The organism is Ascidiaceihabitans sp. (genome assembly GCF_039986515.1).
In the GTDB taxonomy this organism is placed as follows: domain Bacteria; phylum Pseudomonadota; class Alphaproteobacteria; order Rhodobacterales; family Rhodobacteraceae; genus Ascidiaceihabitans.
In genome coordinates this window covers 193641-217509 of record NZ_JBDWQO010000003.1, presented here as the reverse complement: position 1 = coordinate 217509, position 23869 = coordinate 193641, and the positions used below count along the sequence as shown (strand labels likewise).

29 protein-coding genes are annotated in these 23869 nt (G+C 48.2%); 17 read left to right on the top strand and 12 right to left on the bottom strand.

The window, feature by feature from the left end:
* Positions 1-90: 90 nt before the first annotated feature.
* A complete protein-coding gene (locus tag ABJL60_RS01475) occupies positions 91-1416 on the top strand; it encodes a UDP-glucose/GDP-mannose dehydrogenase family protein (protein ID WP_348373465.1) in 1326 nt (441 codons plus the stop codon).
* Here ABJL60_RS01475 and ABJL60_RS01470 read toward each other — a convergent pair.
* Both ABJL60_RS01470 and ABJL60_RS01465 read right to left on the bottom strand, forming a co-directional pair.
* Positions 1413-2093: a flagellar hook capping FlgD N-terminal domain-containing protein gene (locus tag ABJL60_RS01470; protein WP_348285308.1), complete on the bottom strand. Its 681-nt coding sequence runs from the start codon at positions 2091-2093 to the stop codon at positions 1413-1415. The two genes, ABJL60_RS01475 and ABJL60_RS01470, sit on opposite strands and share 4 nt — an antisense overlap.
* 11 nt (positions 2094-2104) lie before the next feature.
* On the bottom strand, positions 2105-3544 hold the full coding sequence (locus ABJL60_RS01465) for a flagellar hook-length control protein FliK (protein ID WP_348373464.1): 1440 nt from the start codon (positions 3542-3544) through the stop codon (positions 2105-2107).
* A gap of 71 nt (positions 3545-3615) precedes the next feature.
* Between ABJL60_RS01465 and ABJL60_RS01460 the strand changes: the two genes are divergently transcribed.
* The 5 genes from ABJL60_RS01460 (at position 3616) to flbT (ending at position 6506) form a co-directional block, all read left to right on the top strand.
* The gene (locus ABJL60_RS01460) at positions 3616-3900 is read left to right on the top strand and encodes a rod-binding protein (RefSeq protein WP_348285306.1); all 285 of its coding nucleotides are present in this window, start codon (positions 3616-3618) and stop codon (positions 3898-3900) included.
* A complete protein-coding gene (locus ABJL60_RS01455; RefSeq protein WP_348285305.1) occupies positions 3893-4249 on the top strand; it encodes a flagellar biosynthesis protein FlgN in 357 nt (118 codons plus the stop codon). The genes ABJL60_RS01460 and ABJL60_RS01455 overlap by 8 nt, the downstream gene beginning before the upstream one ends.
* A 199-nt stretch (positions 4250-4448) precedes the next feature.
* A complete protein-coding gene (locus tag ABJL60_RS01450) occupies positions 4449-5654 on the top strand; it encodes a flagellin (protein WP_348285304.1) in 1206 nt (401 codons plus the stop codon).
* A 76-nt stretch (positions 5655-5730) separates the two neighbouring features.
* Positions 5731-6108 carry a flagellar biosynthesis regulator FlaF gene (flaF, locus tag ABJL60_RS01445; protein ID WP_348373463.1) on the top strand — a complete coding sequence of 126 codons (378 nt, stop codon included), beginning with the start codon at positions 5731-5733 and terminating at the stop codon, positions 6106-6108.
* Complete coding sequence (gene flbT, locus ABJL60_RS01440) at positions 6105-6506, top strand: flagellar biosynthesis repressor FlbT (RefSeq protein WP_348285302.1); 402 nt, start codon at positions 6105-6107, stop codon at positions 6504-6506. Before flaF ends, flbT begins: the two co-directional genes overlap by 4 nt.
* A 53-nt stretch (positions 6507-6559) precedes the next feature.
* Here flbT and ABJL60_RS01435 read toward each other — a convergent pair whose 3' ends face one another.
* Complete coding sequence (locus ABJL60_RS01435) at positions 6560-7912, bottom strand: FliI/YscN family ATPase (RefSeq protein ID WP_348373462.1); 1353 nt, start codon at positions 7910-7912, stop codon at positions 6560-6562.
* Positions 7913-7994: 82 nt separating this feature from the next.
* Between ABJL60_RS01435 and ABJL60_RS01430 the strand changes: the two genes are divergently transcribed.
* From ABJL60_RS01430 to ABJL60_RS01390, 9 genes are read left to right on the top strand one after another with little or no spacing between them, the layout of a single operon-like run.
* Entirely contained in the window at positions 7995-8381 is a 387-nt protein-coding gene (locus ABJL60_RS01430; RefSeq protein WP_348285300.1) for a FlgB family protein, read from the top strand.
* Entirely contained in the window at positions 8382-8774 is a 393-nt protein-coding gene (flgC, locus tag ABJL60_RS01425) for a flagellar basal body rod protein FlgC (RefSeq protein ID WP_348285299.1), read from the top strand.
* 24 nt (positions 8775-8798) lie between these two features.
* Entirely contained in the window at positions 8799-9086 is a 288-nt protein-coding gene (gene fliE / locus ABJL60_RS01420; RefSeq protein WP_348285298.1) for a flagellar hook-basal body complex protein FliE, read from the top strand.
* On the top strand, positions 9086-9355 hold the full coding sequence (locus ABJL60_RS01415) for a flagellar biosynthetic protein FliQ (protein ID WP_348285297.1): 270 nt from the start codon (positions 9086-9088) through the stop codon (positions 9353-9355). Before fliE ends, ABJL60_RS01415 begins: the two co-directional genes overlap by 1 nt.
* A gap of 1 nt (position 9356) precedes the next feature.
* The gene (locus ABJL60_RS01410; RefSeq protein ID WP_108826701.1) at positions 9357-10073 is read left to right on the top strand and encodes a flagellar hook-basal body complex protein; all 717 of its coding nucleotides are present in this window, start codon (positions 9357-9359) and stop codon (positions 10071-10073) included.
* A 9-nt stretch (positions 10074-10082) separates the two neighbouring features.
* The gene (gene flgG / locus ABJL60_RS01405; RefSeq protein ID WP_108826702.1) at positions 10083-10868 is read left to right on the top strand and encodes a flagellar basal-body rod protein FlgG; all 786 of its coding nucleotides are present in this window, start codon (positions 10083-10085) and stop codon (positions 10866-10868) included.
* A gap of 47 nt (positions 10869-10915) precedes the next feature.
* Complete coding sequence (flgA, locus tag ABJL60_RS01400) at positions 10916-11287, top strand: flagellar basal body P-ring formation chaperone FlgA (protein ID WP_245925891.1); 372 nt, start codon at positions 10916-10918, stop codon at positions 11285-11287.
* An 11-nt stretch (positions 11288-11298) separates the two neighbouring features.
* On the top strand, positions 11299-12030 hold the full coding sequence (gene flgH, locus ABJL60_RS01395; protein WP_348285296.1) for a flagellar basal body L-ring protein FlgH: 732 nt from the start codon (positions 11299-11301) through the stop codon (positions 12028-12030).
* A 12-nt stretch (positions 12031-12042) separates the two neighbouring features.
* A complete protein-coding gene (locus ABJL60_RS01390) occupies positions 12043-12534 on the top strand; it encodes a flagellar basal body-associated FliL family protein (RefSeq protein WP_348285295.1) in 492 nt (163 codons plus the stop codon).
* A 2-nt stretch (positions 12535-12536) separates the two neighbouring features.
* Here ABJL60_RS01390 and ABJL60_RS01385 read toward each other — a convergent pair whose 3' ends face one another.
* From ABJL60_RS01385 to ABJL60_RS01345, 9 genes are all read right to left on the bottom strand, one after another.
* Positions 12537-12944 (bottom strand): hypothetical protein, encoded by a 408-nt coding sequence (locus ABJL60_RS01385; protein ID WP_348285294.1) that lies wholly within the window; start codon positions 12942-12944, stop codon positions 12537-12539.
* A complete protein-coding gene (locus ABJL60_RS01380) occupies positions 12941-14032 on the bottom strand; it encodes a flagellar type III secretion system protein FlhB (protein WP_348285293.1) in 1092 nt (363 codons plus the stop codon). Before ABJL60_RS01380 ends, ABJL60_RS01385 begins: the two co-directional genes overlap by 4 nt.
* Positions 14029-14799, bottom strand: coding sequence for a flagellar biosynthetic protein FliR (locus ABJL60_RS01375; RefSeq protein ID WP_348285292.1), 771 nt, complete (start codon positions 14797-14799; stop codon positions 14029-14031). Before ABJL60_RS01375 ends, ABJL60_RS01380 begins: the two co-directional genes overlap by 4 nt.
* A complete protein-coding gene (gene flhA / locus ABJL60_RS01370) occupies positions 14799-16880 on the bottom strand; it encodes a flagellar biosynthesis protein FlhA (protein ID WP_348285291.1) in 2082 nt (693 codons plus the stop codon). The genes ABJL60_RS01375 and flhA overlap by 1 nt, the downstream gene beginning before the upstream one ends.
* A 90-nt stretch (positions 16881-16970) precedes the next feature.
* Positions 16971-19124 carry a hypothetical protein gene (locus tag ABJL60_RS01365; protein ID WP_348373461.1) on the bottom strand — a complete coding sequence of 718 codons (2154 nt, stop codon included), beginning with the start codon at positions 19122-19124 and terminating at the stop codon, positions 16971-16973.
* Positions 19121-19990: a flagellar motor stator protein MotA gene (gene motA / locus ABJL60_RS01360; RefSeq protein WP_348285289.1), complete on the bottom strand. Its 870-nt coding sequence runs from the start codon at positions 19988-19990 to the stop codon at positions 19121-19123. The genes ABJL60_RS01365 and motA overlap by 4 nt, the downstream gene beginning before the upstream one ends.
* Positions 19991-20057: 67 nt before the next feature.
* A complete protein-coding gene (locus ABJL60_RS01355; RefSeq protein ID WP_348285288.1) occupies positions 20058-20660 on the bottom strand; it encodes a hypothetical protein in 603 nt (200 codons plus the stop codon).
* Positions 20657-21037 (bottom strand): DUF6468 domain-containing protein, encoded by a 381-nt coding sequence (locus tag ABJL60_RS01350; protein ID WP_348285287.1) that lies wholly within the window; start codon positions 21035-21037, stop codon positions 20657-20659. Before ABJL60_RS01350 ends, ABJL60_RS01355 begins: the two co-directional genes overlap by 4 nt.
* A gap of 9 nt (positions 21038-21046) precedes the next feature.
* Positions 21047-21535, bottom strand: coding sequence for a flagellar basal body-associated FliL family protein (locus tag ABJL60_RS01345; protein ID WP_348285286.1), 489 nt, complete (start codon positions 21533-21535; stop codon positions 21047-21049).
* A gap of 106 nt (positions 21536-21641) precedes the next feature.
* Here ABJL60_RS01345 and fliF point away from each other — a divergent pair, with 106 nt between their 5' ends.
* Both fliF and ABJL60_RS01335 read left to right on the top strand, forming a co-directional pair.
* Positions 21642-23279, top strand: coding sequence for a flagellar basal-body MS-ring/collar protein FliF (gene fliF, locus ABJL60_RS01340; RefSeq protein ID WP_348373460.1), 1638 nt, complete (start codon positions 21642-21644; stop codon positions 23277-23279).
* Positions 23279-23869, top strand: a complete 591-nt coding sequence (locus ABJL60_RS01335; RefSeq protein WP_348373459.1) for an ABC transporter ATP-binding protein — start codon at positions 23279-23281, stop codon at positions 23867-23869. The genes fliF and ABJL60_RS01335 overlap by 1 nt, the downstream gene beginning before the upstream one ends.

Here is a 23869-nt window from a genome sequence, read left to right as displayed (position 1 = left end):
CGTTCAAAACTGACGAACGGGCCCTCCAATATTGACACATGCGGTGCCGTGGCCCATTCCAGCACCCAAACCGCGTAAAGAGGTGAGCAGATGAAGATCGCAATGATTGGCACCGGGTATGTCGGATTGGTGTCCGGTGTATGTTTTTCAGACTTTGGGCATGATGTTGTATGTGTCGACAAGGATCCCGCAAAGATCGAGATGCTAGAAGCTGGCAAAGTTCCAATTTATGAACCCGGTCTCGATGCATTGATGGCAAAAAATGTTGCGGCGGGACGGCTGTCGTTTTCGGGGGACCTGGCAAAGGCTGTTGACGGGGCCGAGGCTATTTTTATCGCTGTTGGTACGCCAACCCGACGCGGCGACGGGCACGCGGATTTAACGTATGTCATGGCTGCTGCCGAAGAAATCGCCACGGCGCTGACAGGATATGCCGTCATCGTAACCAAATCGACTGTTCCGGTTGGAACAAACAGACAAGTAAAACATGTCGTCAGCAAAGCCAATCCAGATGTCGAATATGACGTCGCATCAAACCCTGAGTTTTTGCGTGAAGGTGCTGCCATCGATGATTTCATGCGCCCAGACAGGGTTGTCGTTGGGGTGCAAAACGACCGCGCGGCTGACGTCATGGCGGAAGTCTACAGACCCCTCTACCTGCGAGATTTTCCAATCATGACCACCGATCTGGAAAGCGCAGAGATGATAAAATACGCAGCCAACGCATTTTTGGCTACCAAAATTACCTTTATCAACGAAATTGCCGCCCTGTGTGAACGCACAGGGGCAGACGTGAAAATGGTGTCTAAAGGCATGGGGCTAGACGGGCGTATCGGAAACAAGTTTCTGCATGCAGGTCCCGGCTATGGCGGCAGTTGCTTTCCAAAAGATACTCAGGCTTTGGCACGCATGGGGCAGGACCATTCCATGCCTATGCAGATCACTGAAGCCGTCATTAAGGTAAACGATGAAGTCAAACGGCGCATGATCGATAAGATCGTCGATATTTGCGAAGGTTCTGTAAACGGAAAAACGATCGCGATCCTTGGCGTGACGTTTAAACCCAACACCGACGACATGCGGGATGCTCCGGCCTTAACGATTGTTCCAGCCCTTGTAGGTGCAGGTGCCAAAGTTAGGGTTGTGGACCCACAGGGGCAACGGGAAGGCCAAGACCTACTACCCGGTGTCAACTGGCTGGACGATGCGTACAAAGCGGTACAAAACGCCGACGCGACAGTCATTTTGACCGAATGGAATGAATTTCGCGCCCTAAACTTGAAACGCGTCGCAAACCGTATGGCGCGACCAGCTTTAGCCGATCTGCGAAACATCTATTCGGAAAAGGACGCCAAGCGCGCCGGATTCGTTGCATACACCTCTATCGGACGGGCAGACTACGGCATCTCAAGTTAAGCATCTTCCCGAATTGCGGTGACTTCACCAGGGAATACCAAAACACCCCCCTGCAGTACCAGCATAGTCGCGCCGCCTTCGCTGCGCACTTCAGTGATTCTTGCATAGCTTTCAACGGCAGTGGAACCGATCAGGGAATCATTCGCATATGCTTCAAGCTCGAAGCTGTACACGCCGTCCTCAAACGGTGTTTGATCATCACCCACGCCAGCCCATTCAATCGGTTCTGCGCTGTTTGGTACGGTCATTCGCTGCACTTCGGCGCCATTTGAATCTCTTACAACAAGAAACACCTCATCTGCTGCCGCAGGTGGATTCGGCGCCAATGTAATTGGAGATCCGCTGAATTGAGCAGGCGCTGCGCTACGGACTTCCATACCAATCCAGCCTCCCATCTCGGCCATATTCCCTGCCCCAATTTGGGTTCCCAGTGCAGACAACAGCTCATTTGCCTTCACTTGCTGTTCAACCATCGAAAATTGAGCCAATTGAGCCGCGTATTCAGACGAATCAATTGGCTCCAAAGGGTCCTGATACTTTGCCTGCGCGGTTAACATCTGCAAAAATGTTTCGAAATCAGAGGACAGAACAGACCCTGCCTCTGCGGGTGCTTGCTGCTGTCCTGTTTGCATCGCGATACTATTTGCAAACGTACTGGTCTGGGTAATCGGGGTCATTTTCTTAATCCTTACACACGAATATCAATACCGTTGGACGCATAGGCCAACGTGTTTTCAGAAGCACTATTAGCAATATTTGACTGCGCTACCTGTGCGGTCACGCTTTCTGGGTCATCATCAAAAATTGAGCCAGAGTCCGATTGTTCTGATGGGTTTTGCCCAAATGAGAAGTTGATGTCGTCATACCCCATGTCCATGAAGGATTGTTCCAGATCACCGATATGCCTGCGCAGCAAATCAAGCGTATCAGAACGATCAGCTAAGATATTTACCGAAATTCCGGCTTCAACAGGAGTTAACATCATACGAACTTTACCCAATTCCGCAGGGTTCAAGGCAACTTCTATAACTTTATCCGCAGCTTGTGCGCTTTTTACCGCTTCAATCAATTGCTTTGCTACCGCAACCTGATGATCCGGGCGCGGCGTAGCCGGCAAAATTGGCGATGGTGAAGATTTGGTTTCCGCGGGGGTATCAATTGACGCTAAACCCACTTCCAAAACGTCAGCAATTTGTGCTATTTTAGGGTTCGCGTTTCGCAAATTTTCCGGCATTTGAGCATGCAATATGGACTGAACTGGATGCGACAACACCTTCGGTGTAATGATCTCAGGTTGATTTGGTTTGGTTATCCGAACGTCAAAATCAATGGCGTCAAGTTGGGCTTCTTCAGCCGCAATATCACTCTTGTTCACCACCAGCGTCGCGGATCCACGCCCACTTTTTAACAGATCATACTCAAGTCTTTGAACGTTTGCCGTATCAAACAAAGATGCTTTAACCCCAATCTCTGCTTCACCTTTTTTAATAATTTCGGTGGCTGTATCCGTCACAGACTCTGCAGCCATATCCGACGGTTGCCTTCCAGGAGGCAACACCATCATTTGCTCCAGAGGCGTCCGGACAGAGGAACTGACTATTTTTTTCTCAAACCCCAAAGAGGCCGAACCAGCATCAGCATCAGTGGTTTCAACTACGGTATGTTCTTCAGGTGCGCTTTGTTGAATCGAATTTTTCAAGTTCTTTGGGCTAAAAGGGATGACTTGCTCTTCAGGTTTCTCTGAACCCCGAACAGTCACAACCACTTTTGGCACCTCTTTTGTGGTGTCTTCCAGAAGCACCTTGTTGCCTCGAACTTCACCTGAGTCCTGAAGGGTGTTTTCGGTCGCAGTCGAAGGTTTTTCCAGTTTGGTCTCAGCGTCCCGCGCAATATCTGCAGCATGCACTAACACCTCGTCAGGGTCTTCGTCCAATCTATCAGATCCATCAGCTTCCAGCTCACGTTCCGCGGCCAGCAGCACATCTTCAAAACTATCTTCACCTTCAGTCTCGATACTGTTTTCAGTTGTAGATTTTACACCAGCGGTGACAGAATTTAAAAATGTAGATTGTAATGGGTGCACCCGAACGCTCCAAGAATTCTTCTTCGATACGCTTACTATGTACATGTATAGTTACCAGTTCTTTACTGGTTTGCCTGCATTATCTGAAAAGTACTTTCAATTGAAGAGATATGCACATGATAGAAATCACACAGAGTGCCCAAGCAACGAAAGCCCTAACGCCAAAGGATGACAAAGCGTTACGTCAAGCGGCGGAGAATCTAGAAGCAACTTTTTTAGGCGAGATGTTAAAGGCTGCCGGTCTTGGCGAATCACGGGAAAGCTTCGGTGGCGGTGCTGGCGAAGATCAGTTTTCTTCTTTTCTAGTCCAACAACATGCCAAAGCAATGGTTAGTTCTGGTGGAATTGGCTTGGCCGAATCAATTTACAACTCATTAAAGGAGCGCCACGAGAATGGATGATCTTTTACAAAACACAATTAGCGCACTGGATAGTATACTGGACGACGAGCGTCGAGCGTTATTGGATGGAGATCTTGAATTAATATCTTCTCTACTGAAAGAGAAAGAAATTTTAATTGAAACACTTAATGCACAAGAGGAAACTGATCGCGTCGAACTGGAAAACTTGAATGATAAGGTCAAGCGCAACCAAGACTTGTTAAATTCGGCACTTGAAGGAATTCGAACAGTTGCGCGCCGCTTGGCGACGATGCGACGCATACGCGGATCGCTGGACACCTACGATGCACAGGGCAGAAAAAAAACAGTTGATTTGCAAACAAGCCGATCTGTCGAAAAACGAGCCTGAAGCGATTGAATAAAATGTGATGAATTGGAATTAGGAAATTTAGCAAACCGTTAGCACTTTTCGGCGCATGTTTGGATCGCACTCATGACGAGTGGCGCATCTCCAAAAATGGATAATGCAGCTGTCAGAATGACATCCTGTCCGGACCATACAGGTCGGAATCAAACAGACGTAAAGCGTCACAAGAAGGAAAGTGCAAATGTCGAGCATTCTTACAAACAACAGTGCCATGGTTGCGTTGCAAACCCTCAAAGGGATCAACAAAAACCTAGCAATGACCTCCAACGAAATCTCAACTGGTAAATCCGTCGCTAATGCCAAAGACAACTCTGCGGTATGGGCCATTTCGAAGGTGATGGAGTCCGATGTAAAAGGTTTCAAAGCCATTTCTGATAGTCTGTCACTGGGCGAAGCGTCAGTTGCCGTTGCGCGGAACGCATCGGAATCGATCACTGATCTGCTGACAGAAATGAAAGGCAAAATTGTTGCTGCCCAAGAAGACAATGTTGACCGTGGTAAAATCAACGATGATGTCACGGCCCTGAAAGAGCAGATCTCTTCAGTTGTATCCGCAGCGCAGTTCAACGGACTGAATTTGGTCGACGGGAACACGGCATCAGCAAACGTTTTGTCATCGCTTGATCGCGATTCAACTGGTGCTGTCTCATCTTCGTCCATCACCGTTGCTGGCCAGGATTTATCCAGTGGTGCTTACGTTGCACGAGATGTCTTTACCCTAACGACTGGTACAGCAGCAACCACTGGTGATAGTTTTGGTGTTTCACTGGACGCAACGACCGGGACTGATACATTAGCCATTGATGACACACAGTTGACTGCAGGTGACAAAATTTCAATGCGCTTTGGCGAAAGTGAAATTTCGTACACCGTGACATCAGAAGACGTTACGTCCTCTGATACTGCAGCGGTGGTCGCCGTTGGCCTGAAGTCTGCCATCGAAGCAGGTACTGAAGGTATTAGGGTGGACTACAATCCTGGTACAGCTGCAAATGCGATCGTGATCACAAACGATAGTGTCAATTCTGTTTCCGTGTCCGCACAGGTTACAAACGCAGGCGCTGGGGGTTTGGGCGCGTTGGCTGCAATTGACGTGTCCTCTAGCGGTGGGGCAGCCGCTGCTTTGGGCTCAATTGAAACCTTGATCGATACAGCAATTGATGCGTCAGCCGCATTTGGTTCCGTGGAAGGTCGTATCTCTACCCAAGCCGAGTTTATCTCGAACTTGTCTGACTCTTTGAAATCAGGCATCGGCGCGATGGTAGATGCGGACATGGAAGAAGTGTCTGCTCGTTTGCAAGCTCTGCAAACACAACAGCAGCTGGGTGTTCAATCCTTGTCGATTGCAAACCAAGCACCTCAGACTTTGTTGTCTCTCTTCCGTTAAGTTAACGATTCGGGGCGCAGAAATGCGCCCCGGGCTTTCTATACTCATGACTTCAACTTAATTTGAAAGCTGTAATGTGAACGCATTCTCAAAAGCAAAAAATGGCTATGCCCAACATGCGGCTACCACCCAGACTGACCGCAGAGCAGAATACGATGTTATTGTAAAAGTGACCCATAGATTACGTGCAACTGCACAAAAGGCCAAAACTGATTTTTCAAAATATGCAGAAGCATTGCATGACAATCGGCGGCTTTGGAATACTCTGGCCATCGATGTGTCCGATGCTGACAATAGCTTACCTCAAGAGTTACGGGCTCGCGTCTTTTATCTATCAGAGTTTACGGCACAGCATACGACCAAAATTTTGCGGGAAAAAGCGTCTGTTATGCCGTTGTTGGAAATAAACATGGCCGTAATCAGAGGGCTTAAAAATAAGGGCGCTTCAAAATGAGTGGATTAATTTTAAAACTGAGCCCAAAAGAGCGTATTCTCATAAATGGGGCTGTAATTGAAAATGGTGATCGCCGTAGCCGGTTGGCAATTATGTCTCCAGATGCGAACATACTTCGGCTTAGGGATGCAATTCATCCAGAAGATGCAAAAACGCCAGTGAGAAGAGTTTGTTATGCCGTACAACTGGTTTTGACTGGCGATACGACTACTGATGACGCTCACCTACCCTTGCTGCGTCATATCGAAGAACTAAGCCAAGTGTTTGTGGACACAGACAGCAGGAAGCACTTGGATATGGCATCTGATGCTTTGGTCCAAGGCGATCACTACAAATGCCTTAAAGCACTGCGCACTCTCATTCCAAGAGAAGACAGGCTTTTAGCGACGAGAAATTGATGATCGGCGGTTAACTGAAAGTCTACTTTCAAATAAATTGAATGCGAGTGCACTCATGCATGTGTTGTCGGCCGAGGTACTGTCTTGACTCTACGCAAAATCAGACCGAGCTGATCGAAGCCGTTCCTTACCCCTTTTGGAGTACTTGAAGCTAAAAATTCGTCCAGATCTGGCCATGCTTGTATCGCTGCATCAATCTCCGGATCCGCTCCATGAGCGTACAAGCCGGAACTTATCATCATTTCATTTTTTGCATAAGTTCCCAAAATTCGGCGGGTTCGTCCTAGTAAGTTGTTTTCTTGATCAGTCGCAGCTGCTGGCAAGCTCCTAGACACAGATCGCAGGACATCCACAGCTGGGTACCTCCCTCGCTCCGCAATCGCTCTGTCTAAAACCACGTGTCCGTCCAACACTCCGCGTAGTATGTCTGCGATTGGCTCATCCATGTCTGATCCAGCCACCAAAACGCTAAACACCGCTGTAATGTCGCCTTGCGCCGGTCCTCCTGTTCCAGATCTTTCACAAAGAGACATAATCATATGTGATGTTGAGGGCGGATAGCCCCGCAAAACCGGGGCCTCACCAGCCGCGACAGCGACTTCTCTATGTGCCTCAGCAAAGCGAGTAATCGAATCCGCTAAGAACAAAACTGACTTACCTTGATCACGGAAATATTCTGCAACGGCCATCGCTGACCAAGCGCAACGCCGCCTCAACAAAGGAGATTGATCTGAGGTGGCGGCGACGATGACCGAGCGAGCTAAACCCTCCGAGCCCAAAACTGTCTCGACAAAATGGCGCACTTCACGGCCGCGTTCCCCAATCATAGCCACTACGACAACATCGGCTTCCATGTTCTGCGCCAAACTGCCCAACAAACTAGACTTCCCGACACCCGATCCAGCAAAAAGACCAATGCGCTGACCGCGGACGATCGGCAGCATTGTATCAAACACAGCCAAACCAGTAGCCAGCCTTTCGCCCATAGGACGCCGTTGTCCGGCGGCTGGCGGAGGCGCTTTCAATGGCGACGGCACTCCGCCTTCTGGTAAAGGCAAATTATCAAGCGGACGTCCGTCTGGGTCAACAATGCGCCCAATCCAATCATTGCAAGGTGAAATGGTAGCGGCGCCATGAACCATAGCTTTATTGCCAAGCGCCACGCCTTCCACAGGCCCGTCAGGCAAAACGGTAACAAGATTTGAAGACAGCTGAACGACCTCTCCTGACAAAGAGGCTTCGTCATGACGAATGATTGTAACACGATCGCCGATGCGCGCGTCGCTCTCTAATCCCGAGACGACAACTACGCCCCCTTCGACTGCGTCAACTCGACCCACAGTTCTAATAGCGCTGATTTTCGCCAATTGCCCACGAAGGGCGCTTACATTTTTTTCGTTGTTCATGAAAATCCTCCGGACTTCGCTCACTGTTTCTAAAGGAATCAGGGTTAAGCCTTGGTTGAAATTTCACAAGGGAGAAGCCCTGATGTTTGAAAATCTGGATGTTTTTAAAATTGCGCATGCGATGGCAAGCCATGCCGGTCAAAGACAAGCCATCATTTCACAGAATGTCGCAAACGCAGACACGCCCGGGTTTAAGTCCCTGGATCTGCCCGATTTTAAAAGCTCATATACAGGTGAAAACCAGACTGGTTTGCAAAAAGCGACTCGCGACAAACACCTGCATGGGACTCACTCCGGGATTGCACTGAACGCCTTTGAAGAAAAATCTATAGCTTCTCCTGATGGCAATAGTGTGTCCATTGAAACAGAAATGCTGAAGGCCACAGAGGTTTCGCGCCAACACAATAGGGCGTTGGCCATATACAAATCGTCCTTGAACATTCTGCACAAATCATTGGGACGTCGATAAATGACCGATTTTTCAAAATCACTCACCGTGGCAACCAGTGGGTTAAAAGCTCAAGCTATGCGTTTACGCCATTTGTCTGAAAACATTTCAAATGCTGACACTCCGGGATATCGGCGCAAAACCGTACAATTTGAATCAGAATTTGGGACACGAAGCGATGTCGCAAGTGTTTCAACGGGCAAAGTTAACTTGGATCGTACCGAACTGGAACGTATTTACGATCCATCTCACCCATTGGCTGACGACACCGGACATTTTGACGGATCAAACGTCAATCTGCTGATTGAATTGGCTGATGCCCGCGAAGCCCAACGCAGCTACGAAGCTAATCTGAAAATGTTCGAGCAAACACGAAAGATGTCTTCAGGCTTGATGGACTTGCTACGTCGATAATTATCTAAATCAAGGAGATCCAGAATGGATATGAACTTAATTTCAGCTGTACAAAAGTACGCCGCGTCGAAACCTGCCACTCAACCCGATCCAAAAGGCGCGTCAGAAACAAGTTTAGGCAAGGTCGCAATAGATTTTGCACAAACACTCGCGAACAGCGAAGCAGCTGCTAAGCAGGCAATGATCGGTGACGCTGACCCGCATGCGCTGGTGCAAGCCTTGGCGCAAACAGAGCTTGCTGTAGAAGCAGCAGTGACCGTCCGCAACAAAGTCGTCGAGGCATATCAAGAAATTTTGAGAATGCCTGTCTGATGATTACCGAAATCATCTTTTACGACACAATGAGAGCAGGGTTGTGGATTGCAGTTCTTGTTTCAATTCCAATCCTCACTGTCGCTCTGCTGGCCGGTGTATCCATCGGCCTGGTTCAAGCGCTTACTTCCATTCAGGAAATGACCTTAACTTTCGTTCCTAAACTTGCAGCGATTGTCATCGTTTTTTGGATGTCCATGGGCTTCATGACCGAAACTTTGGTCGCCTTCTTTCAAGATAGAATAATTCCTTTAATTATAGGAGGTTAGATTGGACAATACAGGGTATACGATCATAACTCGGCAATCCGGCCTTTCCCGTGAGATGCAAGTCATAGCAAACAATATTGCCAATTCGGCAACAACCGGTTTTCGGCAGGAAGGCATTATTTTCTCTGAATATGTGCAAGGTGTTGAGAACGGCCCATCATTGTCGATGGGACAAGGCAATGTTCGGGAAACGTCTTTTCTGCAAGGTGCGCTGACGCCAAGTGGCGGTACTTTTGATTTCGCAATTGAAGGGGATGGTTATTTTCTGATCGAAACCCCCTTGGGCGAACGGCTAACACGGTCAGGTGCGTTTTCACCAAACGCTGCTGGCGATCTCGTTACATACGATGGATTTCGAGTTTTGGACGCGGGGGGGGCACCTGTCTTCGTACCCCCTGGTGCGCGATCCATTTCTGTATCCAATGATGGAACCCTAAGTGCAGACGGCACTCTGATTGGCCAATTGGGTGTCGTGTCACCCAATGCACCAAACGACATGGTGCGCGAGGACGGCGTAATGTTTCGGGCCGATGCAGGGTTCGAGCCTGCCGTGGACGCCCGCGTCCTGCAAGGGTTTGTGGAAGGATCCAACGTTCAACCCCTGACACAGCTCGCCCGGATGATCGAAGTGCAGCGGGCATATGAAATGGGTCAAAACTTCTTGGAAAGCGAAGACGAACGGGTGCGTCAAGCCATTGAATCACTGACAAAATCTTAAGGAGAAATCATGCGCGCTTTACAAATTGCCGCAACCGGAATGGCCGCTCAGCAAATGCGTGTGGAAACCATTTCCAACAACCTCGCGAACATGAGCACGACCGGCTACAATGCCCGTCGCGCAGAGTTTGCTGACCTGCACTATGAACAGATGGCACGCGCAGGGGCTGTAAACGCATCAGATGGGACCGTTCTTCCGACCGGCGTGCAGTTGGGTCTAGGTGTGCGGCCCGCTGCGGTTTCAATGCAACTTGCTCAGGGATCTTTGTCTGCTACCGGCGGTGACTTGGATGTTGCGATTGAAGGAAACGGATACCTGGAGGTGACACTTCCATCCGGCGCTTCGGCTTACACCCGTGATGGTGGCTTAAAACGAACCGGTGACGGTCTAATTGTGACATCTGACGGCTTTCCCGTCACCCCGGATATTGTCATTCCTGAAGACGCGCGCAGCATTTCGATCAACGCTGACGGTGAAGTTTACGCATACTTTGCAGACGCAACTGCTGCGCAGCTTTTAGGGCAATTTACCTTAACCGGGTTTTCGAATCCAAAAGGATTGGAAGCTTTGGGTGGAAACCTGTTTTCTGAAACAGAAGCTTCAGGAGCACCTGTCAACTCAACCCCGGGAACCGACGGCTTGGGGACCTTGCGTCAAGGGTTTCTTGAAGACAGCTCGGTCGATGCCGTTCGCGAGGTCACCGAACTGATCGAAGCCCAAAGGGGCTATGAAATGAATGCCAAAGTCATTTCTGCAGCGGATCAGATGATGGGCGCAACGACGCAAATCCGATGATGAAATGGGTTTGCGCAACAGCATTAGTTTTCTCAGGGTATCAGGCCATGGCCGACATCCTGGTGACCACTCGCACAATTCGGCCCGGAACGGTGATCGTGGCGTCGGATTTGGGCGTTTTGCCAGGAGATCGTGCAGACAGCTTTTCGTATGCCGCTGATGTTGTCGGGCAAGAAGCTCGCGTGGCGCTTTACCCGAATCGCCCAATTCACTTCGACCACGTCGGACCACCTGCCTTAGTTGAACGAAACCAGATCGTTTCGCTTCGATATGTTGGTGCAAAATTGGCAATCTCCACTGAGGGCCGATCCTTGGACCGAGGTGGGGTAGGAGACAGGGTGCGGATTATGAACCTGTCATCCCGTGCAACCATTTTTGGATATGTTCAACCTGATGGAACGATAAAAGTATCCCGCTAGGAAGGTATAAAATGCAAAAACACACAATCGGCTTTGTCGGTCTAAGTTTCCTCATCAGCGCATGTGGCGGTAGCGATCATCTCGGCAAAGCTCCGTCGTTTTCCAAGCCAACGGACAGCGCGGAGCATTCCGCAATGATCTCACAAGGCTTGCCCGTGCGTCTTGAAGCGCAGCGACCACAAGATCAAGCATCTCTTTGGAGCGGAACAAGGCAATCTCTTTTGGGTGACAGACGTGCCGTACAGCGGGGCGACATTATGACGGTTGTGATAGAAATTGACGAAAAGGCCGAAATATCAAACGCCACAGCTAGATCACGATCCGGAGGCGAAACATTGGGAATCCCACAGCTGGGTGGATTACCTCAACGACTAGACGAAAAACTGCCCGACGGGGCATCTTCCTCGGAATTGGTCTCCGTTAACTCAAGCAGTACATCTTCCGGAGACGGGTCCGTAAAACGTAAAGAGAAACTTACGCTTCGTGTCGCAGCAACCATCGTCGATGTATTGCCCAACGGTGTATTGGCTATCTCGGGCTCACAAGAATTGCGCGTCAACTTTGAACTTCGTGAGCTTCTGGTGACAGGTTACGTGCGTCCGGAAGATATCTCACGGCAAAATGAAATCACCTATGATAAAATCGCTTCTGCAAGAGTCTCATACGGTGGGCGCGGTCAGATTACAGATGTTCAGCAACCACGAATTGGTCAGCAAATTCTCGACCGAATTCTCCCATTTTAAGGAAGTGACATCATGAAAAAACTACTCCCTCTCATTTTGCTACTTGTTGGATCCGGCGCTGGTGTCGGCGCCGGTGTTTTTTTGCGTCCGCCACCTCCGGAAATGACTGAGGAAGAAGCACAGATTCATGCCGAAAAGCAAAAGGAACTTGATAGCGAAAGCGAAAGCGAAGAACCACCAACCAGTGAATACGTAAAACTAAACAACCAGTTTGTTGTCCCTATCGTCAATGACGAACGGGTTAACGCAATGGTTGTTATGTCCCTGAGTATCGAAGTCGAAGCAGGACAAAAAGACGCCGTGTTTTTGAGAGAGCCAAAGCTGCGTGACTCATTTCTGCAAGTTCTGTTCGATCATGCGCACATTGGTGGGTTTGATGGTGAATTCACCAGCGCACGCAATCTAGCCATACTTCGGCAGGCATTGGTAGAGATCGCACGTAAAGACATGGGCGACACCGTGACAGACGTATTGATTCAAGAAATTGCCCGACAAGATTACTAGATCTAACGAAGTTTGAAATGTTCTAGTACGTTCTCCAAATTGCGTTTTTGTCGTTTGGAGGATACTTGCGCTTTGTGGCTTGCTGAAAGCGTATCGCTCACGAGAACCTTTCCATAAGCGTGACGTACACGTTGAAGCTGGGCTTCTTTTTGCACCATAACTTGCGCGAGCTCGTAATTTAGTGCGCTTCGCGCTTTGGACAGCCACTTCGCCCAAAGAACATCTGATCCCAATGTCTTTGAGGCACTAGCATCATCAAAACCTAATGAACGCCCATCTTCTTCCTGCTGCCTCAACTCAGCAAGATCCTCTCGTAGTTTTTCTTCCCTTTTCAAGAACACTTGCAAAACCTGCTGTTCCTTTTGGTACTTCATTTGAGTCAATACGTTCAAATCTTCTAAGTTTTTCATGACCAAATATTCCGCTTCGCCCGTTTTCTTGTTTCTTCCGCAAACCGTACTGCTGCTGCAACTGCCTGGTAATGTTCAGGAGAAATTTCTTCACCGATCTCCGTAACCGCATGCAACGCCCGTGCCGTTGGCGGATCGCTGTGGATGGGAACGCCGGCTTCTACGGCCACTTCCCTTATCCGTAAGGCAACATCATCGATGCCTTTTGCAACACAATTTGGGGCACTTCCTGCTGCGCGAGACCACTTAAGGGCAACCGCATAGTGTGTAGGGTTCACAATGATCACATCAGCGTCGGGCACATCGCCCATCATCTGAGACATCGCAGCCGATTGCGCACGTTGTCTTCGCTCCGCTTTCAAATGTGGGTCTCCTTCGGATTCCTTTGCTTCATCCATCAATTCTTTGTGTGACATTCGGTTTTTCCTGATGTGTTCAGCGTGCTGCCACAAAGCATCTACCCCACCGATCGCTGCGGAGATGAGAACAACCAGTATCAAAAAGGTTATGCACAATTCACCAAGAAGGCTTACAATAACGTTCGGTTCGCTTTGTGCGGAGGACACAATCTCTAATATCCGCGATTTTAGAAAAACAGCTAAGCAGGTCGAGTAAATAACAAGCTTGGTAAAACTCTTCCCAAACTCGAACAATCCGTTACGGCCGAATTTATTTTTCGCGTTTGAGATCGGTGAAATTTTCGAAAGTTTTGGCTCAAGCTTTGAGGGTGCAAAAACCAGTCCGTTTTGCGCAATAATAGCCGCTAATACGGAAATGAAAGGGAACCCGAACACCGGCATCAAGGCAAGCGACACAGTGAAAAAGACGCCACCAAGCGTAGGGGAAAACGCCCCGGCAAAGACAGACTGCGAAAGATTTGAAGACTGATCTAACAGCACAGACAATACAGTCCCCAATTTGGTAACCACGAAGGACCCGGAGATCAAAAATGCCAGAATTAGCCCAAAGTATGCAGATGCTGTCAACAAATCGGCGGATCGGGCAATTTCGCCCTTCTTTCTTTGATCCGCGAGCTTCTTTGCAGATGGATCAAATGACTTGTCTGTGTCGTCACCCGAACCACTCATGGCAGGTTTCCAAATGGATTGAACAAAAATTGATCAAAGGCTTGTAGCCAAACAGCCAACATAACCGGCGCGGCCAAACAAAGTATAAAAAGACCACCAGCCGTGATCAACGGCGCCCCGACAAACGCCACCATCAACTGAGGCATAGCCTTGTTTATGACGCCAAGCATCAAGTTGTACAAAACTGAAACCAAAATGAACGGCGCAGACAAGGTAAACGCCAGCGCAAATGCTTTGCTAACTTGCTTAGTGCCCCATTCACCGACATCACCCCCCCCAGCAAAGCGACCAATCGGCAAGAACTCGAAGGACAAGATTAGCAATTCAGCGGCTTTGATGTGCAATCCCGCGATCACCGCCAAAGCCATACCGCCAAACATCAACACGTACCCGATGGCCGCCAACGGCTCTACAGCAGCACCACCAAGCAATTGTGACAAAGATGTCGATTGCGCGGCGATTGCCCCCGCTGTTTGAAGAGCCAGGATAAAAAGACGGATGCCTAATCCAATTATCAAACCGGATGCGACTTCTGTCATTGCTAGAAATGCCAAATCTGATGGTGTGTTGGAAAATGAACTAAATTCGACCGCAGGCGCGACAATCATAGTAAATGAGAGGGCTAAAATTAGCTTAATCCGTGCTGGTACAGCCTGCTCACCAAACGCGGGAAGAAGTGCAACTACTGCTCCAGTTCGCAAGAATACAATCAATCCATGCCAAAGATATTCATTCGAGATCTCTAAAAACTCGGCTAACCCCTCCATTAAGCCGCAACAACACCAATCAGAGAAGGACGGGCATCTACACCAATCTCTTCGAATGATAAGACGGGTGTATTGATCCCTTTGGCATGCATCAAAGTACGCAAAAACCGGCGACGGCGAGTGCTGGTAACGACAGCAGGGAAAATTCCTTCGTCATTGGCGTCGCGCACCTTTTGGGAAACGTTATCGGCCAATGTGTTAAAGAGATCAGGGGGCAAAGCGATATCTAATCCGCGATCAGCTTCGACTTGATAGTTTGCAAATGCATCCTCCCATTCCGGTGCAAGCTGCAATAAAGGCAGAGTACCATCAGCCCGACGCATCTCTGCTACCAGCTGAAATCCCAACCTTTGACGTACATGTTCACAGATCACCTCTGGTGTCGCATTCTGCCCTCTGGCCTCAGCTATAGCTTCCAATATGAGAGGTAGGTTTCTTATCGAGACCTGTTCTTCCAAAAGAAGCCGCAGTACTGCGTGTAACAAATCGATAGGGACACGATCAGGAATTAGTTCATCCAAAAACTTTCTGTTCGCTTCCGCGCGGGATGGGTCAGATACATTAACCATTTCTGACAAAAGCCGCCTGAGGGACTTCAACGACAGCAATCGCCCGAAATTGCGCTTGACCACTTCTAGCAAATGAGTGGCCAAAACCTCGGTTGGAGTTACGATTGTTACTCCAGCCAATGCGGCAGTTTCTTGATCGGAGGTTGTTATCCAACGCGCTGGAGCGCCATATACTGGCTCCTTTGCATCCAAACCACTTGGAACTGTTGACGGATCATCAGGAAGCAATGCCAACACTTGATCGGATTGAAGCACTGCTCTGACTTGCTCAACCCCATGAATTCGAATGACGTAGGTACCAGAAACTAATCCAGGATGATCCGTCAAACGCACCTCCGGGAGAAGCAGGCCAAATACAGACGCTACATGTGTCCGCATATTAGCTATTCGAGAGTCCAACCCGGTTCCAGGGTCCAACACCATATTTACCAAATCTGGAGCAAACTCTACGTGTATGTCGTCCAATTCTAAAATGTCACCCAACGATTTTTCTGGCAAGGGCTCATCAATTACAACACTATCTGATGCATGCGACGCCCGTTTCTTGTTTCGTTCACTTACAAAATACGCAAAAGCCGCCAGCCCAATTGCTCCCAAGATGAACGGTACAAACGGTAGGCCAGGAAGAAATGCAAAACCTCCCATAACTACAGAAACTGTTGCAATTGCGGCTGGATGCTTTCCCAATTGGTCAAAAATTGCTAGGTCAGTCGATCCTTGCGCACCGCCCCGCGCAAGCAAAAGAGCAGAAGCTATCGAAATAATGACAGCAGGGATCTGCGTGACCAGACCGTCGCCAACAGTAAGAATTGCATAGGTAACAAACGCGTCACCAACGGCCATGCCATGCACGGCTATGCCCATTATCAAACCAGCGACCAAATTTAACAAAGTAATCAGTAGGCCGGCGACTGCATCCCCTTTAACAAATTTTGACGCACCATCGAGAGAGCCAAAAAACGTAGTTTCTTGTTGTTCCCTTTCACGTCGTTCCTTAGCTTCGGCGTGATCAATCGCACCGGCTGACATGTCACTATCGATCGCCAGTTGCTTGCCCGGCATTCCATCTAGTGCAAAGCGGGCGCCCACTTCCGCCATACGCGCCGCGCCCTTGGTGATAACCATAAAGTTAACAATCAACAGGACACAAAACACAACCAAACCCAAGAAGACACTGCCACCCATGACAAACTGAGCGAAACCTTCAATTACCCCGCCCGCAGCGTCGGTGCCAGTATGCCCCTGACCAATGATCAGTTTGGTCGATGAAACATTAAGGGAAAGGCGGAGCATTAACGTAGTTAATAGAATTGTAGGGAAGGCGGAGAAATCTAGCGGCCTTTGAATAAATAAAGTCACCGTGAAAATCAGTATCGCCAGCGCGAAAGACGAAGCTAAACCAACATCTAAAACCCACGATGGCATCGGAAGGACCATCATTACGATAACCGCCATCAACGCCATGGCCAACAGAACGGTTGGATTGAAATATTCTCTCACAGAACTTTTCAACTTTTTTGTCTCCGGTTAAGCGCAATATCTTTCACCCAACAGACTACAAACTGAATAAAATTCTCTTAATACTAGTCGTTTCTCAAGGGTTTAATCTTCCAGAGACTTCGTTATCGAAACACGCGACTCGATACTTTTAATCAAAGCTTCATCTGCTTCTTTCAAAAATCCGTTAGGGTCAACTCTAGGCGCAGTGTTTTTCTGGACCGCTGACTCTTGACTCTGACTTAGAGGTTCAAGTCGAACTGGTTGTTCCTGAGGTGCAGCCGGTACTGTCTCCAATTCTTCACTTAAGTTTGGATCGTTCCCAAATTTTCTAGTTTCTCCATTAATGGCACTGCCACCAATCGTATTAACGTTGGCTTCGCCGGCAATCTCAACCACACTAGTATTCAGAATCGCCATGTTTGAAAAAGACTCTGCTTGCTCCAGAAACCCTAGCTCTTCCAGTCTTTCAGAAATTTTTTTCATTGTTGAAGCATTCAGGTTGAGTGTTCTTCTATCTAGCGTAGCAAAGGTAAAGAGCAGAAATTCTTCAACGGTGGAATGCTTGGTCAAATATTGAACGACACGATTTTGAAGACCATCAGTTTGAAACTTTGATCTTTCTTTAACATAATCTTCCAATATTCTTATGGATCTTGAAAATTCTCCACTCATCGTCAAAGCCAAAATAAAAGCTCTTTGTATTTCATGAATCAGGTCGTGATGACGTAACTCCATAGTGTATGCGCTGGCGAGAAGTAGTTGCTGCTCACTTATTTGACCGTCGTTCTTAAATTCTAGATCAATCAATTTTATCAACGCTTCAGCTGACTGAAGTGTGTTAGAATCAATTACGTATCTCAAGTTTTTTTTGGACTCTTTTGGAGAGTTATCGACAGTATCCAAGTTGGACCTTGCAAGGACGACGTCTACCGTAGAGAGTTCACTAGAACGTTCTAAAGTTCGCAACGCCAAGTCAGCAGCCGCACCCAAATCCAGCGCCAACAGTTGATTACTGATAGTGGGTGCTAGGTTCTCTCTCAAAGAAATGGGTAAATCATTTAGTGCAAAAATCACTGCATCCGTGTTTACTTCAGCTGATCGGATTCCAGAAATATTGTTGGTGAACAAAGCCCACATTGCGGCAGCCGAGTTGCAGGATTCCATAGCCTTAAAAAAATTCCCATTTGCAGATTTGGAAAATTCCATTATTTCCGCTATCGCAAGCAATTCAGGATGATTTTTCTTTAACGACGGTACAATATTCAAAGTAGCTGCGGACTCTGCGCCAAAACCAAGATGTAGGTACAACTTAGCTAATTTTAACACTTCCTGAGGTTCTACTTGCTGCAACTCATCAAAAATTGCAGATCTCAAGTTTCCAACTTCAGAAATAGGGGAAGATTTTTTCCCCCACTGCGAAATTTGAAGTAGATCTGCGTCGACACAAAAGCCTGAGCTTTGTATAATCTGCTGTGCTGCAGATGTATTCAGCAAGTCACTGCTCGAAGAAATTTCAATGTTTGGGCTGCCCACTTCGCTTCTCTCTAAGGAGTCTTCAAGATTTTCACTGAATATGGATAAATCGATTTGTGGTGAGCGCTCTTCCCTCGCAGGTAAAGAAGAGGAAATGCTCAAAATTCCACGTGTAGCTGAAGATCCAAACTCTTGCAGCAGGATTTCGCGAGCTCCCTTTAAGGATTCTCCATTTTCTATTTTTAAACTTGTTTCTGTAGCATTCTCGACCTTATTTCGTACCTGACCTACGTCGACCGGTGGTTCTTTCTGCTCCCTCGGCGCGTTGACTTCAAGTTCTTCTTTTTGTGTTTTGGGAAGTTGAAGATTCCTGGCTCCTAAGTGCGCAAAATCAACCTGGTCAACTTGTAAATTCGCATTGACGACATCATCTTGATTGAAAATGTCCAAAACAATTAGATTTTTGACTGTACGGTAGCTTTCAACTGTACAGTCACACCCCATTTGTATTTCAAGATTTGACGAGCTTGCTTTGAAACTCGAAATTCGATCTCTTCCTATTCGATCGAAAGCCTTCGACGTGTCAAAACCTACCTTATGATCTGAGATCTTTATTAGAATGACTCTTCCTGTGACCTCTTCAACCCAATTTGACGAAGATGGAACGCTTAATACTACTCTTGTAAAGTTATCATGGTCACCGGTTCTAACGGGAATCGGGTTGGCGGATAACAAATGCGGGAAGATCGCAAAAACCACTATATGAAGGCTAATATTTTTCATGCGGCACTTTGTTTTACTGTTTTCAAAGCCTCTTCCAAATCTGCGTACGATGGTCGACAATGAGAAGGAGTATTCTGCCGCCCTACTTCGATACAGATATTGGTTGCGTGATTATGCAAGTTTGCGACTAGGACTTCTCGAATAAGTTGATAGAAGTGGCTGTCTTCCTCTGTTGTCGCTTTGACCTTTTCAGCAAATGGACCAACCAGTCCATATGCTAAGAAAACACCCAAAAATGTACCAACCAGCGCCCCGCCAATTAACTTCCCGAGTACTTCGGGTGGTTGATCGATTGAGGCCATAGTCTTAATTACCCCCAAAACGGCAGCCACAATCCCTAAGGCTGGCAGGCCATCTGCAATTGTTTGAAGCGCATGACTCGAGTGTAGAGCGTGATGCATATTCGCATCCATACGCTTCTCCAACACTTCCTCAACTTGATGCGGATCATCATAGTTCATGGACGCGGAACGCATTGTGTCGCAAATTAGCGCTGTTGCCTCGGTGTCTGAAATAATTTTGGGATACTTAGAAAATATGCTCGATTCTGATGGGGCTTCGATATGCTCCTCTATGGCCACAGGATTTTGACGTGCCAATCGGATAAGCTCAAAAAGTAGACACAAGAGATCTCGATAATCCTCGTGTTTCCATTTTGGGCCTTTGAAAACCTTCCCCAGATCTTTTAGTGTGTGCTTTACTTCCGCACCACTGTTGCTGATAAGGAATGCCCCCACAGCTGCGCCTCCAATCATGGTCATTTCGAAAGGAAGTGACTTTAGAATAATCCCCATTTTCCCGCCGGCAGCCAAGTATCCACCAAACACCATTACGAAAATTGTTATTATCCCAACAATTCCAATCATTTCGCTTCCTCTCCAACTTCGTTGAAGTCAACCTATCCAAATCGAGTTAATAATTTCTATTTCTACGCTAGTTTTTTGGAACTTTTCCATTTCTACCAGCAAGCAGAACACTAATTGTATACGCTTTTTGTGGATCTAATCCCGCCATGATCGCTGCCGCAGAATCTGGGCGCATGCGACCTAGAAAGCCGGCTGCAAACGAAGCTTCCATTGCCTCGAATAGGGCAGCGGCCTCGGCAGGCTTCATGCTTTCATAAACCGTCGTTAGTCGCGCAAGGTCTTTTTCTTCTGCGCCTCTCGCTTGGGCTAAGGTTTTGCTTAGCCGGTCCTCCAAAGCCTCCAGTTGCACAAGCTTACTTTCAATCTCCTTTTTTGCTTGTTCTAGCGATTCTGCTCTAAGCGATTGACGTTTTTCCGTTTCCTTTACTTTTTCTTCCCTTTTTATCAAAGCATCGAGGAGCGCAGGAACTGTTTGCGGTTCTGATTGAGCAGAATTTGTAGTCTTTTGTGTTTCTGACTGCGTAGATTCGGTTTCTGTGTTGGCTGATTTGGCAAAAGCTGCGTCAGTGCTGAGAGCTATTCGCATTCCCGCAGAACCTAGAAACATCAGCGCGATCAAAGCAACGGATCCGCGCCCTGTCCGAATTTTGTTTTTTACTGGCTTAGTCATTGACGTCTCCCACTTTCCGAATGACGCATAAACATTGGTTGGCTTGGCTCTGAGTTGGGAACGATTTCTTCTTGCGCAGGAGGTTCTTCAACTGTCGGTACGTCGTGCAATGCGGCCATTTGCAGCTCAAGATGCTTGGACATTTGCTCAGCACGTTCAGTCAGTTTGGTGAGTGTGTCGGCCGATTCCGCAGCTGTCTGACGTGCGCTTGCAAGAGATTTGTTTAGATCATCAACCTGCGCCGAGAGCACTGCAACGGCACCACCAACACCTTTTTCAAGACTATTAAATCGCTTAAGGCGTCGCCCCAAAATGAAGCAGTAAAAGCCAGCACCTATTGCACCAGCTGCAAGCAAAATATCAGCGATCAATTCCATTTTAGGTCCTCAATTCAGTACAAATTCCATGACCAACAGGTCATTAACGCGTCCACTTCCGGCAACCATCTGAACCCGACGCAACATTTGCGCCCTTAGTCGGATCAGGGCGGACGGACTTTCAAGGTCTTCTGTTCTTACCGCGCGTAAATATCCGTTCAGCACATCTGTCACGCGGGGCAAAAGATGTTCAACATCCGCTTGATACTGACTCGGGACTTCGAGTTGTGCACGAAAACTCAAGTGCCTACTGTTAGAAGGGGGGCTTAGGGATATGACCATCGGGTCAATCGGCACAAACGCTATGTCAGGAAGTGCATCAACAGCATCAACTTGCGCCTCAACGTTTTCCGCAGGTTCAGATCCGAGAATCATGCCGCTCCAAGCTGCGTAAAAGCCCCCACCGCCTCCAAGCATGGTGGCCAGAAGGCCAAGTATCATAGGCATTTTTGATGCCTTCTTGGGTTCTGCTTCTGCTTCTTCATCAATCTCTGCCATTCGCTGTCCAATCGCTTAGGTCTAATTCTGTATAACCTGTGATCCACTAACCGATTATTAAGCCTGATCGTTCTATTGATGTTTATCGCTGGGCAGAACGCCCGGTATGACGGAGGCGAACGTGCAGCAATTTATAAATGCCTGGACTGGATTGGACTTAAGGCGCCAAATCATAGTGGTAGCGGCATCAATCGCTATGTTTTTTGCTATATTGGCTATGTCGCGAATGGTGACAGCCCCAAGTATGACACTACTTTATGCAGGGCTAGAAAACGGAGCCGCCGGTGACGTAGTGACCGCCTTGGAGCAGCGCGGCGCAGACTTCGAAATCAGAGGCGGGTCAATTTTTGTCGACTCGAAACAGCGCGATCAACTGAGAATGACATTGGCCAGCGAAGGGCTGCCAGCAAACAGCAGTGGCGGCTATGAATTGTTGGATTCTTTGTCGGGATTTGGGACAACTTCCCAGATGTTTGACGCCGCTTACTGGCGGGCAAAGGAAGGGGAGTTAGCTCGAACAATTATTGCGAGTTCTCAGTTTTCTATGGCACGCGTTCACATCGCAACAACTGGGTCCAACCCATTCCAGCGAGGTGTGACACCAAAAGCATCTGTTTCAGTAACATCCAATGGTGGGGATGTGTCTGCCCAACAAGCAAAAGCGATTCGGTATCTTGTCGCATCTGCTGTTGCCGGATTGGCGGCAGAAGACGTTGCAGTCATCGATTCAAAAGGAGCACTTATTGGTGCCAGCGACGACGCCGTACCGGCCGCTGGCGCAGAAGATAAGGCCCAGGTGCTAAAAGATCGGGTAGAACGACTGCTTGAGGCGCGGGTTGGGTTCGGCAACGCCATCGTCGAAGTCAGCGTGGACACTGTGACTGAAAGCGAAGCTATTAGAGAGCGCCGCTTTGATCCGGAAAACAGAGTGGCTATCAGCACGGACACAGAACAGCGAAACAATACATCTAACGAAGCAGGTGGCGCGGGTGTAACAGTCGCCTCCAACCTGCCGGATGGTGACGCTGCAGCGGGCAACGACAGTTCTTCTTCGCAAAACACGGAAAGTCGTGAACGGATAAACTATGAGGTTTCCGAAACGGAACGTGAAATCATCCGGTCGCCAGGTGCAGTAAAACGGTTAACTGTTGCCGTGCTGGTCAACGACATCACGAATATTTCGGAAGATGGGCAACCCGTGCAAGAACCTCGATCCGAAGAAGAGCTAGGCGCCTTGGAGGAGCTTGTTTCCTCAGCTGTAGGCTTTGATGAGAGCAGAGGCGACATTATTACCATAAAATCTATGTCCCTACAGTCTATCGCTCCGAGCGGAACAGTTGCCACCACATCAATCATGGATCACTTTGCATTGGATGTAATGTCGGCAATTCAAATGGCAGTTCTGGCAATAGTGACGCTGATTTTAGGTCTATTCGTGGTACGCCCCGTCTTAACACGGCCGCCACAATCCTTAAGTCCTCCGGCCCCGGCGCTAACATCGGATGTAGATGGGAACGTAGAACAAAGCGGACCTGTTTTATCCGGTGAAATAGAGTCCCTAGGTGACTTAGATCTACCTGATTTCTCAATGGATTCCGACATCGGCAGCTTACCCGACATCTCTATGTCAGGTGGCGCAACCGGTGATCCAGTAGACAGGCTGCGCGCAATGATAGGCGAGCGCCAAGAAGAAACCGTCGAAATACTTCGTAGTTGGCTCGATGAGAAAGAGGAGAGTGTTTAATGTCGATTGCACATCTTTATCAGGATTTTGGACCAAAAACTCTTGGCCGAGACGTCAACATTTCATTGAACGATGTTGAAATTGAAAATCAGAAGCTCGATTCTTTTGAAAAAGGCTATCAAGCTGGTTGGGACGATGCAGTGAATGCGCAAGTTGCAACAAAGACACGGATAAGTTCGGATCTTGCCAAAAATTTGCAAGAAGTTTCTTTTTCCTACCACGAAGCAAGAAGCACATTAACCAAGTCTTTGGAACCTCTATTTTCAGACGTCGTTGCTACTCTGCTGCCCGAAGTTGCACGTCATTCGCTTGGACCCCATTTGGTCGCCCAACTTACCGACATGGTCCGCGTACAAACTGATCAAGTAATCGAAATTACTGTTTCACCAGTAAACCTAGAAACCATCGAAACGCTGATCGAAAACGAACTGGAATCGCCATTTGTCATGGTCCCAGACCCCAACTTGAGTGATGGACAGGTCTTTTTGCGAATTGGGGTGGAGGAACGAGAGATTGATCTTGACCACGTAATTGAGACTGTTGGCGCTGCCTTTAACAATTTCTTCACTGCAACAGGGCAGGACTCTTGA